The sequence below is a fragment of the Rhodovulum sp. DZ06 genome (assembly GCF_050586345.1).
GTDB lineage: Bacteria > Pseudomonadota > Alphaproteobacteria > Rhodobacterales > Rhodobacteraceae > JBOCEF01.
The window spans coordinates 49,938-66,186 of the sequence record NZ_JBOCEF010000010.1 but is presented as its reverse complement, the minus strand read 5'-3'; the positions used below and the strand labels follow the sequence as shown (position 1 = coordinate 66,186).

13 protein-coding genes are annotated in these 16,249 nt (G+C 71.3%); 2 read left to right on the top strand and 11 right to left on the bottom strand.

Features of this window, described 5'->3' with window-relative positions; translation table 11 throughout:
- Positions 1-2 precede the first annotated feature (2 nt).
- From ACQ5SO_RS06915 to ACQ5SO_RS06905, 3 genes are all read right to left on the bottom strand, one after another.
- A complete protein-coding gene (locus ACQ5SO_RS06915; RefSeq protein WP_430940853.1) occupies positions 3-641 on the bottom strand; it encodes a DUF3047 domain-containing protein in 639 nt (212 codons plus the stop codon).
- Between the two features lie 173 nt (positions 642-814).
- Positions 815-3,721: a DNA polymerase I gene (gene polA / locus ACQ5SO_RS06910; protein ID WP_430940852.1), complete on the bottom strand. Its 2,907-nt coding sequence runs from the start codon at positions 3,719-3,721 to the stop codon at positions 815-817.
- 8 nt (positions 3,722-3,729) lie between these two features.
- On the bottom strand, positions 3,730-3,921 hold the full coding sequence (locus ACQ5SO_RS06905; protein ID WP_430940851.1) for a zinc-finger domain-containing protein: 192 nt from the start codon (positions 3,919-3,921) through the stop codon (positions 3,730-3,732).
- Positions 3,922-4,119: 198 nt separating this feature from the next.
- Between ACQ5SO_RS06905 and ACQ5SO_RS06900 the strand changes: the two genes are divergently transcribed.
- Positions 4,120-5,058, top strand: coding sequence for an ABC transporter ATP-binding protein (locus ACQ5SO_RS06900; RefSeq protein ID WP_430940850.1), 939 nt, complete (start codon positions 4,120-4,122; stop codon positions 5,056-5,058).
- A 27-nt stretch (positions 5,059-5,085) separates the two neighbouring features.
- Here the strand turns inward: ACQ5SO_RS06900 and ACQ5SO_RS06895 are convergent, their stop codons facing one another.
- From ACQ5SO_RS06895 to dnaN, 7 genes are all read right to left on the bottom strand, one after another.
- On the bottom strand, positions 5,086-5,682 hold the full coding sequence (locus ACQ5SO_RS06895; protein ID WP_430940849.1) for a hypothetical protein: 597 nt from the start codon (positions 5,680-5,682) through the stop codon (positions 5,086-5,088).
- Between the two features lie 160 nt (positions 5,683-5,842).
- Positions 5,843-6,952 (bottom strand): choice-of-anchor F family protein, encoded by a 1,110-nt coding sequence (locus tag ACQ5SO_RS06890; RefSeq protein ID WP_430940848.1) that lies wholly within the window; start codon positions 6,950-6,952, stop codon positions 5,843-5,845.
- A gap of 189 nt (positions 6,953-7,141) precedes the next feature.
- On the bottom strand, positions 7,142-9,574 hold the full coding sequence (gyrB, locus tag ACQ5SO_RS06885) for a DNA topoisomerase (ATP-hydrolyzing) subunit B (RefSeq protein ID WP_430940847.1): 2,433 nt from the start codon (positions 9,572-9,574) through the stop codon (positions 7,142-7,144).
- Between the two features lie 174 nt (positions 9,575-9,748).
- Positions 9,749-10,150, bottom strand: a complete 402-nt coding sequence (locus ACQ5SO_RS06880) for a hypothetical protein (RefSeq protein ID WP_430940846.1) — start codon at positions 10,148-10,150, stop codon at positions 9,749-9,751.
- Between the two features lie 195 nt (positions 10,151-10,345).
- On the bottom strand, positions 10,346-11,038 hold the full coding sequence (locus ACQ5SO_RS06875) for a VPLPA-CTERM sorting domain-containing protein (protein WP_430940845.1): 693 nt from the start codon (positions 11,036-11,038) through the stop codon (positions 10,346-10,348).
- Between the two features lie 152 nt (positions 11,039-11,190).
- A complete protein-coding gene (gene recF, locus ACQ5SO_RS06870) occupies positions 11,191-12,348 on the bottom strand; it encodes a DNA replication/repair protein RecF (protein WP_430940844.1) in 1,158 nt (385 codons plus the stop codon).
- Between the two features lie 258 nt (positions 12,349-12,606).
- Positions 12,607-13,725 carry a DNA polymerase III subunit beta gene (gene dnaN / locus ACQ5SO_RS06865; protein ID WP_430940843.1) on the bottom strand — a complete coding sequence of 373 codons (1,119 nt, stop codon included), beginning with the start codon at positions 13,723-13,725 and terminating at the stop codon, positions 12,607-12,609.
- Between the two features lie 376 nt (positions 13,726-14,101).
- Between dnaN and ACQ5SO_RS06860 the strand changes: the two genes are divergently transcribed.
- The gene (locus ACQ5SO_RS06860) at positions 14,102-14,578 is read left to right on the top strand and encodes a DUF2867 domain-containing protein (RefSeq protein ID WP_430940842.1); all 477 of its coding nucleotides are present in this window, start codon (positions 14,102-14,104) and stop codon (positions 14,576-14,578) included.
- Between the two features lie 62 nt (positions 14,579-14,640).
- Here ACQ5SO_RS06860 and dnaA read toward each other — a convergent pair whose 3' ends face one another.
- Positions 14,641-16,215, bottom strand: coding sequence for a chromosomal replication initiator protein DnaA (gene dnaA, locus ACQ5SO_RS06855; RefSeq protein ID WP_430940841.1), 1,575 nt, complete (start codon positions 16,213-16,215; stop codon positions 14,641-14,643).
- Positions 16,216-16,249: the final 34 nt, after the last annotated feature.

Sequence of the window (16,249 nt, the reverse complement as noted above, 5' to 3'; positions counted from 1 at the left end):
CGTTATTCCACCGTCAGCCCCTCGATCCGCGCCACGATCCGCGCGTCGGTGTCGTCGCTGTCGGCGGACACCGCCAGCCCCACCAGCGCGCCCGGGTCCTCGCCGAAGGCGCGGGCGAGATCGGCGGCGAGGTCCACCCGCTCCCGCGCCGCGCCGTCCCCGGCCTTGCGCATCGCCACGGTGCGGCCGCGGTCGCCAAGGTAGGGCGTCGGCAGGATCTGCCCCGCCGCGTAGTCGCCGCCCCAGACATACATCAGCACCCGGGCGTTCTCGGCCTCCAGCAGCGCCTTGATGGACTTGTCGCGAGCGGCCGCGGCCTCGGCTTCGGGCAGGAACAGGAAGTAGAGCGCCAGGTTCCGGTCGTCGCCGCCCCTGGCCGTCAGGTCCGTGGCGGGGACCGAGGCGTCGACGGCCCAGCTCCAGGCCGCGTTGCGGGCGGGGGCGTAGGCGGCGGGGAGCGCGGTCCACAGCAGGCTGACCGTGCCGTCGGAGCGGACGGACAGCGCGTCGCCATCGGCCGCGAAATCGTTGGAGGAGAACAGCGAGAAGCGCTGCTCGGTCCAGCCGTCGAAGCCCACCGGGTTGGCGGCGGCGGGAGCGGCGGCGAGCAGGGAGGCGGCGAAGGCGAGGGCGCGGCGCATGGGCGGTCTCCGGTCCGATGTCACGGATATAGGGCGCTGCGCCGAGGAAAACCTCAAATCAAACGCGCTCCGCTTGCCGTGAGGCGCAACGCCAGGCGCGGATGGGAGGGTCGACGCACTGCGTCGACGGGGGAGGGAAGGCATGCATGCCTTCCCTCCCCCAGGGCCACCCCTCAATGCGCGTCGGCCCAGCTCCGGCCCTGTCCGGCATCGACCACCAGCGGCACGTCGACCTTCACGGCAGGCTCGGCGGCGCCCTCCATGATCCCGCGGGCGATCTCGATGGTCTTTTCTGCCTCTTCCTCCGGCACCTCGAACAGCAGTTCGTCATGCACCTGCAGCAGCATCCGCCCGGTCAGCCCCGCCGCATCCATCGCGCCGGGGATGCGGACCATGGCGCGGCGGATGACGTCGGCGGCCGAGCCCTGGATCGGCGCGTTGATCGCCGCGCGGGCGGCGAAGCCGGCGCGCGGGCCCTTGGCGTTGATCTCGGGCGTGTGGATCCTGCGCCCGAACAGGGTGCTGACATAGCCATCCGCCTTCGCCGCCGCTTTCGTCACGTCCATATAGGCCTTGATGCCCGGGAACTTGTCGAAATAGGCGTCGATGAAGGCCTTCGCCTCTTTCTGCGGAATGCGCAGGTTGGCGGCGAGGCCGAAAGCCGAGATGCCGTAGATCACCCCGAAATTGATCGCCTTGGCCTGGCGGCGGACCATCGGGTCCATGCCCTCGATCGGCACGCCGAACACCTCGGAGGCGGTCATGGCGTGGATGTCGAGCCCCTCGCGGAACGCCTCTTTCAAGGTGTCGATCCCGGCGATGTGCGCCAGGATCCGCAGCTCGATCTGGCTGTAATCGAGGGACAGGATCACGTTCCCCTCGCCCGCGATGAAGGCCTGGCGGATCTCCCGCCCCGCCTCGGTGCGCACGGGGATGTTCTGCAGGTTCGGATCGGTCGAGGCGAGCCGCCCCGTGGTCGTCGCCGCCAGGCTGAAGCTGGTGTGCACGCGGCCGGTGTCGGGGTCGATATGCCCCTGCAGCGCGTCCGTGTAGGTCGATTTCAGCTTCGAGAGGGAGCGCCAGTCCAGCACCCGCGCGGCCAGCTCCGAGCCATGCTCGGCGGCCAGCGTCTCCAGCACGTCCGCGCCGGTGCCCCAGGCGCCGTTCTTGCCCTTCTTGCCGCCGGGCAGCTCCAGCTCGTCGAACAGGATCTCCCCCAACTGCTTGGGCGAGCCGACGTTGAAGTCCCGCCCCGCAAGCTCCTTGATCTCGGCCTCATACCCCGCCATGCGCTGGGCGAAGCCGTTGGACAGCTGCGAGAGCTTGTTGCGGTCCACCAGGATGCCGTGCATCTCCATCGTCGCAAGGACGGGAACCAGCGGGCGCTCCATCACCTCGTAGACCGCGGTGACGGCGTTGCGCGACAGTTCCGGCTTCAGCAGCCGGTGCAGGCGCAGGGTGACGTCGGCATCCTCGGCCGCATAGGGCGCGGCCTTGTCGATGGAGACCTTGTCGAAGGTGATGGCGGATTTGCCGGAGCCGATCAGCTCCTTGATCGGGATGCACTCATGGTCGAGCCAGCGCTTCGCCAGCTCGTCCATCCCGTGCCCATGCAGCCCCGCGGCGGCGGCGTAGGACATCAGCATGGTGTCGTCGATGGGCGAGACCTCGACCCCGTGGCGGCGCAGGACCTTGAGGTCGTATTTCAGGTTCTGCCCGATCTTCATCACCGCGGGATCGGCGAGCATGGGGCGCAGCAGGTCCAGCGCCTCCTCAAGCTCCATCTGCCCCGCGGCGCGCTGGGCGGCGCCCAGCAGGTCGCCGTCGCCCTCGGTATGCCCGAGGGGGATGTAGCAGGCCACGCCCGGTTCGGTGGCGAGCGATACGCCCACCAGCTCGGCCTGCATTTCGTTCAAGGAGGTCGTCTCGGTGTCCACCGCCACGGCCCCGAGGTCGGTGGCGCGGGCGATCCAGCGGCGCAGCGCCTCGGCGTCGCGGACGATCTCGTATTTTTCGCGGTCGATGGGGGCGGTGACCGCCGGGTCGGGGCCGCCCGGCTCGGCCGGCGCATCCAGCGCGGGTTTCGCCGCGGGGGCGGCGGCGGCGCCCGGGGCGGCGTCGATCTCCCCCGCATCCGCGTCCAGCACCGCGGCGATGCGGGTGGTCAGGGTGCGGAACTCCATCGCCTTCAGGAAGCCGATCAGCGCCGCCGGGTCCGGGTCGCGCAGCGCCAGCGCGCCGGGCGGGTCCTCGACCGGCACCTCGCGCGACAGCTCCACCAGCCGTTTCGAGATGCGGATCTGCTCGGCCATCTCGATCAGGGTCTGGCGGCGCTTGGGCTGCTTGATCTCCTCGGCCCGGGCCAGCAGGGTTTCGAGGTCGCCGAACTCCTGGATCAGCTTGGCGCCGGTCTTCAGCCCGATCCCGGGCGCGCCGGGCACGTTGTCGACGGAATCGCCGGCCAGCGCCTGAACGTCGGTCACCCGGTCCGGGCCGACGCCGAAATAGGCGATGACGCCCTCGTCCTCGATGATCTCGTCATCCTTGCCCTTGAGGCCGGGCTTGAGCATCCGCACCCCGTCGCCCACGAGCTGCATCAGGTCCTTGTCGGAGGAGATGATGGTCACCCGCGCGCCCGCCGCCCGGGCCTGGTCGGCATAGGTGGCGATGATGTCGTCGGCCTCCCAGCCCTCCATCTCGATGCAGGGCAGGTTGAAGGCGCGGGTGGCGTCGCGGATCAGCGGGAACTGGGGGACGAGGTCCTCCGGCGCCGGGGGGCGGTGGGCCTTGTACTCGGGGTAGATGTCGTTGCGGAAGGTCTTGCCCTTCGCATCGAAGATCACCGCGGCATGGGTGGGGCCGTCGGGGTCGGTCTTGTGCGCCTCCACCAGCCGGTGAAGCATGTTGCAAAAGCCCGAGACGGCCCCCACGGGGAGGCCGTCGGATTTGCGCGTCAGCGGCGGCAGCGCGTGATAGGCGCGGAAGATGAAGCCCGAGCCGTCGACCAGCTGCAGGTGGTCGCCGGGACCGATGGGGGGCAGGGCGTCGGCGGCGGCGGGCGCGTCTTTCGCGTCGGTCACGGGGGCGCTCAGGCGTCCGTGGAGGCGTCGGCCGGGCCGCCCTTGAGGATGAAGCGCTTGTCGCAATAGCCGCATTCGACGAAGCCCTCGGCCTCGGGGATCGACAGCCAGACGCGGGGATGGCCGAGCGCGCCCTCGCCGCCGTCGCAGGCGACGCGGGTCTTGGTGACGGTCTCGGATTCGGGGGCGGGGCGGGTCATGGCGAACTCCATCGTGCAAGGACTGCGCGGCTTGCGCGCATCATAGCGGGGCGGGCGTGGGCGGCAAGGCGCGGCGGGCGGCGCGGGGGCGGGCGCGGCGCCGCGGGGGGGCGCACGTCCGCGCGCGGCATCCTTCGGCTTGCACGCGCCGCAGGGCGGGTTATGTCAGGGCTCCGACGCTGACGCAGGAGAACCCCCATGACCGACGTGAAGCCCGACGCCGCCATCTCGGTCCGCGGCCTGCGCAAGATCTACGGCTCCGGGCCCTCGGCCAAGGAGGCGCTCAAGGGCGTCGACCTCGACATCCCGCGCGGATCGGTCTTCGGCCTGCTGGGGCCGAACGGGGCGGGCAAGTCCACCATCATCAACATCCTCGCCGGGCTGGTGAACAAGACCGAGGGCTCGGTGCGGATCTGGGGCTTCGACCAGGACGAGAACCCCCGCCAGGCCCGCGCCGCCATCGGCGTGGTCCCGCAGGAGCTGAACATGGACCCGTTCTTCACGCCCCGCGCGGCGATGGAGGTGCAGGCGGGCCTTTACGCGGTGCCGAAGCGCGAACGGCGCACGGATGAAATCCTCGCCCGCCTCGGGCTGACCGACAAGGCGGACGCCTATGCGCGCAGCCTCTCGGGCGGCATGAAGCGGCGGCTGCTGGTGGCCAAGGCGCTGGTGCATCGCCCGGCGGTGCTGGTGCTGGACGAGCCGACCGCGGGCGTGGACATCGAGCTGCGCCGGTCGCTCTGGGATTACGTGATGGAGCTGAACAAGGCCGGGACCACCATCATCCTCACCACCCATTACCTGGAAGAGGCCGAGGCCCTGTGCGACCGCATCGCCGTCATCAACCATGGCGAGGTGATCGCGAATGACGAGACCTCGGCCCTGCTGCACCGGCTCGACGGCAAGACGCTGATCGTCACCCCGGCGACGCCGCTGGCCGCGGTCCCGGCGCTGCCCGAGGGCGCGACCGGAGAGCTGCGCGCGGATGGCGCGCTGGCGGTCAGCTATTCGCGCGCGCGGCTGAACGCGGGGACGATCCTGTCGGCGCTGGCGGCGGAGGGGGTGCAGCTCCTCGATATCGCGACCGAGGAGCCGGACCTTGAAGAGGTGTTCGTCGACCTCGTGCGCCACGGCTGAGGGCGAAGCCCCCCGGCCCCCCGCGCGTCAGTCGGTATAGGCCCAGGCGTCGGTCGGGGTCCATTCCTCGGTCCCGTCGGGCTTGCGCCAGCGCATCATCAGGCAGGCCGTGTTCAGGCGCTGGAAGAACAGGGTGTCGACCTTGTACCAGCCCGCCCGGGGGACCGAGACCTGGACCCAGCCATTGGTGTCGCAGGCGCGGCGGGTCCCGTAGCTGTCGACGGTCTGGCCGCCGAGGCCGAACTCGATCCCGTCATTGCTGTGCACCTCCAGCGCCCAGGTCCCGGGCGCGTCGAAGCGCAGGTAGCCCTTGATCTCGGCCGCCACCATCTCGGCCCGCTTGGCGGTCAGGATCGGCGCGCCCGGTTCGCTGTCCATGTAGTCGAAGCCGACCAGCGGCGGCCCGGCCTCCTTCCCGTCCTCGAGCCAGTAGGTCACGTCGCGCAGCCCGCGCACCTCGGGCGGGTAGGCGTACCAGACGGCGAGGCCGGGTTTCAGCGCGTCCTCGGCCGGCTGCGGGTTGGCGGGGAACAGCGCGGTCTGGGCCTGCGCGGCCCCGCCGAGCAGCGCGAGCGCGAGGGCCGCCAGGGTGCGGGCCGCCGGGATGCGGGGGGGAAGGGGCAAGGTCGGTCTCCGTTCTCTGGCGGACGTGTCTGGCGGACGTGTCTGCGGCGCGCGCGCGGCGCGGCGATCACGGGCAGGTTAACAGAGACGGCGCCCCGGTCCAGCGGGGCGGCAGGCTGGGGCCGGGGGAACGCGCGTCCCCCGGCCCCTGCGCAAGGCGTCAGCGGCGGCGGCGCAGCAGGCCGAGCGCGCCGATCCCGGCGACCAGCAGCGGCGCGCCCGCGGGCAGCGGCACCTCGGCGGCGGTGATGCGCAGGGTGAAGCCCGAGCCGGAGTCGAACGCGTCCGAGAAGGCGATCATGGCGTTGACGTTCAGGTTGCTCACGTCCTCGATCGCCCCCAGCAGGTAGCCGGCCGAGATCAGGTCCGCCTCGCCGACGATGGTCGGCAGGATCGGCACGGCCTCGCCCGTGTCCTCGGCCCGGCGCTGCTCCCACTCCCCGGTCCCGGTCTGCCAGGCCATCAGGATCGCGTCGGTGCCCGCATCCCCGTCATGGTCCCAGAAATACCCCCAGGGCGCGTCGTCGAGCGTGGTCCACGCGCCGAACAGGTCGCCGTAAGGGCCGTAGCCGGTCGTGGCGCGCATCTTCGTCGCGGTCCACTCGGCCAGGTAGCCGGTGGTTTCGGCCGCGAAGAACCCGTCGAGATCGTGGTTCGAGCTGGCGGCGGCGTCGCCGAACAGGCCGAAGGGGAACTGGGTGTCGGGCATGTCCGGGACCGGGGCGAAGGCGATCCCGGCGCCGTCCCCGGCCAGCGAGAACCCGTCGCCCACGCCGAAGCCGAGCTCCATGGTGAAGCCGCGCAGGCCCGCGCCCACGTCGTTGGTGAACTTGGTGAAGAGCTGGTAGGCGCTCTCGCCCGTCCCGCTGGTGTCGAACACCAGGTCGACGGCGCCGGTGTCGGTGAAGTGCAGCTTGAACCGCTTGCCCGACTGGAAGGAGCTTTCGCAGCTGGCCGAGGACGAGGCCATGATGCAGTTCGGGATGTCCTGGCTGGCGCTCAGGTCCGGCGCGCCGGTAAGGACGGCGATGCCGGGGGCGGTCGCCTCGGGCGGGGTGAAGATCACCTCGCCGCTGCTGGACGCGCCCGCGGTCCCGCCGGTCACGTCGCGGTCGTAGATCACGCTGGCATAGGTCACGTCCGCGGCGTAGGGCCCGGCGGGCACGAGGACGTTGGTCGTGTTCCATCCGTCGACGGTGACGGCCTGCGCCGGAAGCGGCGACAGGGCGAGCGCGGCGAGACCCGCGCTCAGAATTTGCACTCTGGGCATGGCAAAGCTCCGGTTGTGAAAGGGGATCCCCCCAAGGATCCGTCGAACCGGGGAAGCTTTCACACAAATGCGATAATTTGCAAGCGTTGACGTTAACAAAACGTCAGGCGCGTGGGAGGGGCGCCGCAAACGCAACGGGGCGGCCGCGCGATGCGGCCGCCCCGGGATCGTTCGCCCATGGCGTCCAGGTCAGACGTCGAGGTTCTCGACCTGCAGCGCGTTGTCCTGGATGAACTGGCGGCGCGGTTCCACCACGTCGCCCATGAGCTTGGAGAAGATCTCGTCCGCCTCGTCCATGTGGTCCACGCGGACCTGGAGCAGCGTGCGCGCCTCGGGGTCCAGCGTCGTCTCCCACAGCTGGTCGGGGTTCATCTCGCCCAGCCCCTTGTAGCGCTGGCGGTCCGAGCCCTTTTCCCCGGCGGCCATCACCACGTCCAGCAGCTCCTGCGGGGAATGCACGCGGTCGGATTTCTCCTTGCGGGTGAAGGTGGCGGGCGAGGAGTAGACCTCCTGCAAGGCGGGGGCCATGGCGGCGAGGCGGCGCGCCTCGGGCAGGGCCAGCACGTGGCCGTCGACCGAGCGGACCTCGGCCACGCCGCGCAGCACGCGGGTCAGGCGCAGGCCGCCATCGGCGGTGACCATGCCGCCCCAGCCGCGCTCGGTCTCGGGCGCGATCATGTCCAGCCGCTCGGCCACGCGGGCGGCCAGCGCCTCGGGCGCGCCCTGCAGCGCGTCGCGGTCGAGGGCGCCGGCGATGGCGGCCTGTTCGATCACGAAACGCGGCACGTTGGTCGGGAAGGTGGAGAGGATGTTCTTCACCTGCCGCGCCTCTTCGACCACGCGCGCAAGGTCGGGGCCGGCCAGCTGGGCGCCGCCCGCGACCTCGAGCACCGCGCCCTCGACGCCCTGGGCGACGAGGTGGTCTTCAAGCGCGCGCTGGTCCTTGAGGTACACCTCGGACTTGCCGCGGGACACTTTGAACAGCGGCGGCTGCGCGATGTAGAGATGCCCGGCCTCGATCAGCTCGGGCATCTGCCGGTAGAAGAAGGTCAGCAGCAGCGTGCGGATATGGGCGCCGTCCACGTCCGCATCGGTCATGATGATGATCTTGTGGTAGCGCAGCTTGCTCAGGTCGAACTCATCGCGCCCGATGCCGGTGCCGAGGGCGGTGATGAGGGTCCCGACCTCCTGGCTCGACAGCATCCGGTCGAAGCGCGCGCGCTCCACGTTCAGGATCTTGCCGCGCAGGGGCAGGACGGCCTGGTTGTGGCGCGAGCGGCCCTGCTTGGCCGATCCGCCGGCCGAGTCGCCCTCCACGAGGAACAGTTCGGCCTTGCTCGGGTCCTTCTCCTGGCACTCGGCCAGCTTGCCGGGGAGCGAGGCGATGTCGGACTTCTTGCTCCGCGTCAGCTCGCGCGCCTTGCGGGCGGCCTCGCGGGCCAGGGCGGCCTCGACGATCTTGGTGACGACCGCGCGGCCCTCGTGCGGGTTCTCCTCCAGCCACTCGGACAGCTTCTCGTTCATCAGCGATTCGACCGCGGGGCGAACCTCGGAGGAGACCAGCTTGTCCTTGGTCTGGCTCGAGAATTTCGGATCCGGCACCTTCACCGACAGAACGCAGGTCAGCCCTTCGCGCGAATCGTCGCCGGAGAGGTTGATCTTCTCTTTCTTTGCGATGCCCGAGGAGCCGACATAGGCGTTGATCGTGCGGGTCAGCGCGCCGCGGAAGCCCGCCAGGTGCGTGCCGCCATCCCGCTGGGGGATGTTGTTGGTGAAGCACAGCACGTTCTCGTGGTAGCTGTCGTTCCACCACATCGCGACCTCGACGCCGATCCCGTCCTTCTCGCCGCGCACGACGATGGGGCCTTCCAGCAGCGGGTTCTTGGAGCGGTCGAGGTACCGGACGAAGGCCTCGACGCCGCCGTCATAGAACATCGTCTCCTCGCGCGGCTCGGCCTCGCGCTCGTCCCGCAGCACGATGCGCACGCCCGAGTTCAGGAAGGCGAGCTCGCGCAGGCGGTGCTCCAGCGTCTTGAACTGGTAATCGCGGTTGGAGAACGTGTCGGTGGAGGCGAGGAAGCGCACCCGGGTGCCCTTCTGCCCGTTCGCCGGTCCGACCACGTGCAGCGAGGTCACCGTCTCGCCGGTCTCGAACCGGGCCATGTGCTCCTTGCCGTCGCGCCAGATGGTCAGCTCCAGCCAGTCCGACAGCGCGTTGACGACCGAGACGCCGACGCCGTGCAGGCCGCCGGAGACCTTGTAGGAGTTGTCGTCGAATTTACCCCCGGCATGCAGCTGGGTCATGATGACCTCGGCCGCCGAGACGCCTTCCTCGGGGTGGATGTCGGTGGGGATGCCGCGGCCGTTGTCGCTGACCGAGACGGATTCGTCGGCATGGATGGTGACGGTCACCGTGTCGCAATGACCGGCCAGCGCCTCGTCGATGCCGTTGTCCACGACCTCGTACACCATGTGGTGCAGGCCGGACCCGTCATCGGTGTCGCCGATATACATGCCGGGACGTTTGCGCACCGCTTCCAGGCCCTTGAGAACCTTGATGCTTTCCGCCCCGTACTCGGATTTCTTCTCGCCCTCGCCGCCGGCCTGAGTCTCGTCGGACATGCGCGTGCAACCCCGTGTTTCTGTTTTGACGCCGCACTTTATCCGCCCCCGGCGAGGGTGTCACGCGATGGGGCGTCGAAACGGCGCGATGGGGGCCGAAAATGCGCCGCCGCGGCCCGGATCGGGGCCGCGGCGGGGCGGGGAACGGCGGTGGAGAGGGGGGCGGCCCCGGCGTCAGCGGCGGATCGGCAGGGCCGAGGGGCGCGCGGCGCAGTCGTGGAACACCACGCCCGAACCGGCGGCGCGGGTCGGGGTGCGGTGGGTGCAGGCCTCGGCCTCGGGCGTCGCCGGGCGCGGCAGCGGGGCGGCGAGGGCGGCCGAGGTCCAGGCCCCGGGCAGCGCGGCGTCCCAGGCCCGGGCGCGGGCGATGCGGGCCCCGAGGGGCGCGCCGGAGCCGACGGGCGCCTGGGCCAGCGCCATGGCGGCGCGCACCGGCATTTCCGGCAGGGCGGGGGAGCGGTCCGCGGCGGCGGGCACCGCCTTCGGCTCGGGCTGGCGGAAGGTGTCGCTGCCGGCGATCAGCGCGGCGGCGGCGACGCAGGAGGCGAGCGCGGCGATGCGCAGGACGTTGATCATGGGACAGGCTCCGGGGGAACGCGCAGCGACGCAAAACGGGACGACGCGGCGACATTGCCACGGCAAGGTGAACGGCACGGTGAATCCCCCGTGCAGAAACGCCCCGCGCCGGGGGGCGCGGGGCGTTTTTTCGGGGAATGCGAGGGGATCGCGGCCCCGGGGGCGGGCGCCGGGGGACGCGCCCGGGGGCGGGCGTCAGCCGCGGCGGCGGCGGCGCAGCGCCAGCAGCCCGCCGATCCCGGCCAGCAGCAGCGGCGCGGCGGCGGGGACCGGCACGTCGGCGACGGCGAAATTCAGCGTCAGCTCGGCCGAGGGGCTGAAATAGCTCGCGCCCCAGAAGCTCTGCGTGCGGAACCCGTCGATCGAGGTCAGCGCGGCGCCGACCGCGAAATCGTCCGGCGTGGTCATCGCCAGCAGCGCGTTGAGCGCGTCGAGCGCCGCGGCCGAGAGGTCCACCGTCAGCTCGGGCATCGGCGTGCGGCTGTCCTGGGTGATCGTCGCCTCGCCATACACCGCGCCGTCGCCGAGATCGGCGAAGGCCGCCCGGCCGCCGGTCCCGGAGGTCAGCGTGTCGGCATTGGTGGCGACCTCGTACAGGGTCGCCGTCTCGGTGTCGGTGTCGGAGCGGAACTCGCCGTTCTCGCCGTAGAAGGTCAGCGTCGCCGAGGCGACGGGGCCGAGCCCGGCGAGGGCGGCGATGTCGAAGACGTAGAAGCTGCGCAGCTCCACGCCCAGCGAGATGCCGGTATAGGTGATCGGGTTCTCGGGGTCATGGACGCCGTTCTCCCGGTAATATCCGCTGTCATAGGTCTCGACGGTGGCCGAGGCGGCGCCGGCGGCGGCGGGCGCCATCGCGGCGAGGGCCGCGAGATACGCTGTCAAACGCATGATTTTTCGCTCTCCACAAGGGAAGGTCGGTGAAACGCATGTACGCTGCGCTGCAGTGCGGCGCCTCCCCAGATGGGGGGAGGGCCGCGTTCATCGGGCGTGTGACCCGACGGCGGCGCAACCTCGTGTTTAGCAAACCCGAGCGCCGGTGTTTAGCCCCGATCCGCCGCGGCGCCGAGCGCGAGGGCGTCGGCGCGGGGTCCGAGGGCCTCGAACAGGCGCGCCTCGGCCCCGGTCATCCAGGCCTGGGCCCCGAGGGCGCAGACCTCGTCGAACAGCGCGGCGCGGCGGTTTTCGTCGAGATGCGCGGCGACCTCGTCGAGCAGGATGACCGGGGGGGCCGCGGCCTCGGCCGCCATCGCGCGGGCGGCGGAGAGGACGAGCGAGACCAGCAGGGCCTTCTGCTCCCCGGTCGAGGCGATTCGCGCCTCGACCCCCTTCTCGGCGTAGATGGCGAGGAGGTCGGTGCGGTGCGGGCCCGTCAGCGCCCGTCCCGCGGCGGCGTCGCGGGGGCGCCCGTCGCGCAGGGCGCGGCGCAGGGTTTCGGCGGCCTCGGCGGGGTCGGGCGCGGGGTCGAGGTCGGGGGCGCCGGGCGCGCCGGGGGCGAAGGCCGCGGCGAAGCCCTGTTCCAGCGGGCCGTCGAGCGACAGCTCGGCCGCGGGAAAGGCGGTGGCGGCGCCGTCCTGCGCGCGGGCGATGCGCGCCAGGGTGCGGGCGCGGGTCAGGGCCATGGCGGCGCCCGCCTCGGCCATCCGTCCTTCGAGCGCGGCGAACCAGGCGGGGTCGCGGATGTCGTCCTTGAACAGCCGGTTGCGCTCTCGCATCGCCTTTTCATAGGCCAGCGCGGCCTCGGCATGGTCGGGCTCGAAGGCCAGCGCGAGGCGGTCGAGGAACCGGCGCCGCTCACCCGCCCCCTCGATCCACAGCCTGTCCATGGCGGGGGTGAGCCAGACCACGGGCGCCAGAGCGCCGAGGCGGGTCTGGGGGGCCGTCTTGCCGTCGATGCGCACCGAGCGGGCGGCGCCTTTCGACAGGTCGACGGAGGTTTCGACCTCGTGCAGGTCGCCGGGGGTTTCGAGCCGGGCGGCGACCTTCCAGCCGAGCGCCTCGGGGCGGCGGGCGATCTCCTCCGCCGCCGCCCGGCGCAGGCCGCGGCCGGGCGAGAGCATGGAGATGGCTTCGAGCACGTTGGTCTTGCCGGCGCCGTTGGGGCCATGGATGGCGACCGGGCGGCCGTCCGTCTCCAGCCGCAGCTTGGGGTGGCTGCGGTAGAGGGTGAGCGACAGGGAGAGGACGGCGCGGCGGGTCATGCGGGGCGGTTGAATTGCTTGAGAAGCGCCTGAGGGAGATGAACTCCCGCAGGTCGCTTGTCCGAGCGTGGGTCGGGCCGCGGCCGCGTCAAGGACAAGCCCGCTGCGCGGGTCGCTGCGCGATCCTTGACCCGGCCGCAGCCCTCGGGCGGCTGGGGATGGTGCGCGCGGGTCTCACCGGGCGCGACGCCCAGCGACAAAAGAAAAGGGATGGAGGGGGTGTGGGGGAGGAAGGTTCCCCTTCCTCCCCCACGGACCTCAGACACGCATCGGCATGACGACGTAGACGGCGCTTTCGTCATCGCCTTCGCGGACCAGGGTGGGATCGCCGGAGGCGTTGAACAGGAAGACGGCGTTTTCGCGGTCCACCTGGCCGGCGATCTCGGTCAGGTACTTGGCGTTGAAGCCGATCTCGAGCGGCTCGGCGGCGTAGGCGACGGCGAGCTCCTCGGTCGCGGCGCCCGAATCCGGGGCGTTGACCGAGAGGACCAGCCGGTCCTCGTCGAGGGCGAGCTTCACGGCGCGGGACCGCTCGGAGGACACCGTGGCGACGCGGTCGACGGCCGAGGCGAACTCGGCGGCGTCCACTTCGAGGCGCCGGGTGTTCCCGACCGGGATCACGCGGGTGTAGTCGGGGAAGGCGCCGTCGATGACCTTGGAGGTCAGCGTCAGCTCGGGGCCGACGAAGCGGATCTTGGTCTCGGAGACGGAGACCTGGATCACCGCCTCGTCATCCTCCAGCAGGCGGCGCAGCTCGCCCACCGTCTTGCGCGGCACGATCACGCCGGGGATCGATTCGGCCCCGTCGGGCGCGGGGGCGTCGACGCGCGCGAGGCGGTGGCCGTCGGTGGCCACGGCGCGCAGCATCCGGCCCTCGGCCCCGTCGGCGACATGGAGATACACGCCGTTGAGGTAGTAGCGCGTCTCCTCGGTCGAGATCGCGAAGCGCGCCTTGTCGAACAGGCGGCGCAGCAGCGGCGCGGGGGCCTCGAAGCTGGCCTCGTATTCCGCCGAGGCCATCATCGGGAAGTCTTCCTTGGGCAGGGTCGCGAGCTGGAAGCGCGAGCGCCCGGCGGTGACCGAGAGGCGGCCCGCCTCGGGGTCGTCCTCGAGCCGGATCTGCGCGCCGTCGGGCAGCTTGCGGACGATGTCGTGCAGCATGTGGGCGGGCACGGTGGCGGCGCCCGCGCGTTCGACCATCGCCGGGATCACGTCGATCGCCTCGATGTCCAGATCGGTGGCGCGGATGGAGACGCTGTCGCCCCCCGCCTCGATCAGCACGTTGGAGAGGATCGGGATGGTGGCCCGACGCTCAACCACGCCCTGGGCGCGGCTCATGGCCCGGAGAAGGGCGGCCCGCTCGACGCTGATCTTCATCGCTCTCTCGCCTGCAATGGCGCTCCGCCGCGGGCGGGGCGCGAATTCGTATCTGGCGGCGCAGCATCGCGCCGGGCGCACCACACTATTCGACAAGGGGCGCGAGGCAAGGGGCGGGCGCGGGGAAAAGGCGGGCGAGGGGCGGAAAACGGCGCGGCAGGGGCGCGCGGGGGGGGGGCGGGGCCGCGCCAGGCGGGCGGCGGGGACGGCGCCGAGGGGGAGAATCGCGGCGGGCCCGGGGCGGCTTGCCTGTCCCTTGCCCCGCCCCTCGCCCCGCCTCTTTCCCCGCCTCTTTCCCCTGCGGCGCCTTGCCCGTGGATCGGGGCGCGCTTTCGTGACAAGAGAACGGTGTTCTCTAATGGTAAGGAACGTCGTCATGACCGTCCGCCGCATTTCCCCGCCCGCCGATTTCCCGCTGAGCGCGCTGAAGGCCCCCAAGGATTTCCTCGATTGCTGGGAGGCTGCGCCCGCCGACCCGAGTGCCGACGCCGCCGCCCTGGCCCGCGCGGTGATGGAGGGGATGCCGAACTGGGTGCGCCGCCTGCTGGACCTTCGCGATTCCATCGTCGCGCCGCTGGGCCTGAAGACCGCGCGCGACCTCGCCGCCGAGACCGGCGGCCCGGAGCGCATCGGCTTCATGCGGGTGATGGAGCGGAGGCCGGACCGGATCGTGCTGGGCGAGGACGATTCGCACCTCGATTTCCGCGTGGCGGTGACGCGCGCGGACGGGCGGGCGCTGATGGGCACCTGGGTGCGGCCCAAGAACCGGCTCGGGCGGCTCTACCTGCCGCTGGTGCTGCCGTTCCACGACCTGATCGTCGCCAACGGCATGCGGCGGCTGGAACGGGGCTGATCCTGAAACGCGAAACGGCCCGCCGAGGGGCGGGCCGTTCGCATGCAGCGCGGAGGGGCGGCTTACGCCTCCAGCATCCGGCGCAGCAGCTCGATATCCTCGGCCATCTGGCTGTCCGCGGCCTTCAGCTTCTCGATCTGGCGGATCGCGTGCAGCACGGTGGTGTGGTCGCGCTTGTCGAAGCGGCGGCCGATCTCCGGCATGCTCTTGGTCGTCAGCATCTTGCACAGGTACATCGCGATCTGCCGCGGCCGGGCGATGGAGCGCGACCGGCGCTGGGACAGCAGGTCCGACATGCGCAGGTTGTAGTGCTCGGCCACCTTGCGCTGGATCTGCTCGATGGTGACCTTGCGGTCCGAGGCGCGCAGCAGGTCCGACAGGCATTCCTCGGTCATGTCGAGATCGACCTCGCGGCCCACCAGCGACGCGAAGGCCAGCAGCCGCGTCAGCGCGCCTTCCAGCACCCGCACGTTCGAGGAGATGCGGTGCGCGAGGTATTCCAGCACCTTGTCCGGCACGTCCACATCGGGGTGCGCCGGGCGCATGGATTCGAGCTTGGCCTGCAGGATGCCGAGCCGCAGCTCGTAATCCGTCGGGTGCAGGTCGACCACGAGGCCCCACTGCAGGCGCGACTTGATCCGCTCCTCCAGCCCCTCGATCTCCCCCGGCGCGCGGTCGGCCGAGATGACCACCTGCTTGCCCTGTTCGACCAGCGCGTTGAAGGTGTGGAAGAATTCTTCCTGCGTCGAGTTCTTGCCGGCGATGAACTGCACGTCGTCGACCATCAGCACGTCGACGGACCGGAACAGGCGCTTGAACCCGATGGTGTCCTTGTGCCGGAGCGCGCGGACGAAGCGGTACATGAACTGCTCGGCCGAGATGTAGAGGATGCGCCGGTTCGGATCCATCTCCTGCACCCGCCAGCCGATGGCGTGCATCAGGTGGGTCTTGCCGAGCCCGACGCCGCCATAGAGGAACAGCGGGTTGAACACCACGTTCGGGTCCTCGGCCACGCGCCGGGCGGCGGCGTGCGCCAGCTCGTTCGGCTTGCCGACGACGAAGCGGTCGAAGGTGAAGCGCGGGTCGAGCGCGACGGAGCCGAGATCGTCATTCGCGCCTTCCTCGCCCGCGGCCTGCGCGGCCATGGGGGTCGAGCCCATCTCCTGCTCGGCGCGCGCGAGGTCCCGCGCCACGTCGGCGGCGATGTCGGCGGCGTCCTGCCCCGGGGCGTAGGCGGGCGCGGGCGCCGGGCGGCGGCGCGGGGCGGCGCGGGCCGAGAGCGGCTCGCGCGGGGCGTCGGGGATCGCGGCGACGGGCGCGGCGGGACGCGGCGCGGGGGCCGGGGCGGCGGGCGCGGCGGCGCCGCGGCGGCGCAGGCGGAATTCAAGGCGCTGCACGTGCTCGAACTCGGTCGAGATCATGCGGGTCAGCACGTCGCCGTAATGCTGGTCGACCCATTTGCCGATGAAACTGGTGGGGGCCGAGAGCACGGCGACGGGGCCGTCGGCGTCCTCGAGCTGCAGCGGGTGGATCCAGTTCTCGAAGGCGGAGGAGCCGATTTCCTCGCGAGTCATCTCGCGGATGCGCACCCAGGCTGGGCCGATGGGCGGCAGCGGCGTTTCGGAAGTGCCGGGCATGAGTCTCTCCCTGCCGGCCTGACGCGCCCTGTGG

Excerpts from the sequence above, each read along its gene's own strand:
- ACQ5SO_RS06915 (WP_430940853.1), bottom strand. The coding sequence starts at position 641 with ATGCGCCGCGCCCTCGCCTTCGCCGCCTCCCTGCTCGCCGCCGCTCCC.
- ACQ5SO_RS06905 (WP_430940851.1), bottom strand. The coding sequence starts at position 3,921 with ATGACCCGCCCCGCCCCCGAATCCGAGACCGTCACCAAGACCCGCGTC.
- ACQ5SO_RS06900 (WP_430940850.1), top strand. The coding sequence starts at position 4,120 with ATGACCGACGTGAAGCCCGACGCCGCCATCTCGGTCCGCGGCCTGCGC.
- ACQ5SO_RS06890 (WP_430940848.1), bottom strand. The coding sequence starts at position 6,952 with ATGCCCAGAGTGCAAATTCTGAGCGCGGGTCTCGCCGCGCTCGCCCTG.
- gyrB (WP_430940847.1), bottom strand. The coding sequence starts at position 9,574 with ATGTCCGACGAGACTCAGGCCGGCGGCGAGGGCGAGAAGAAATCCGAG.
- ACQ5SO_RS06880 (WP_430940846.1), bottom strand. The coding sequence starts at position 10,150 with ATGATCAACGTCCTGCGCATCGCCGCGCTCGCCTCCTGCGTCGCCGCC.
- ACQ5SO_RS06875 (WP_430940845.1), bottom strand. The coding sequence starts at position 11,038 with ATGCGTTTGACAGCGTATCTCGCGGCCCTCGCCGCGATGGCGCCCGCC.
- recF (WP_430940844.1), bottom strand. The coding sequence starts at position 12,348 with ATGACCCGCCGCGCCGTCCTCTCCCTGTCGCTCACCCTCTACCGCAGC.
- dnaN (WP_430940843.1), bottom strand. The coding sequence starts at position 13,725 with ATGAAGATCAGCGTCGAGCGGGCCGCCCTTCTCCGGGCCATGAGCCGC.
- ACQ5SO_RS06860 (WP_430940842.1), top strand. The coding sequence starts at position 14,102 with ATGACCGTCCGCCGCATTTCCCCGCCCGCCGATTTCCCGCTGAGCGCG.
- dnaA (WP_430940841.1), bottom strand. The coding sequence starts at position 16,215 with ATGCCCGGCACTTCCGAAACGCCGCTGCCGCCCATCGGCCCAGCCTGG.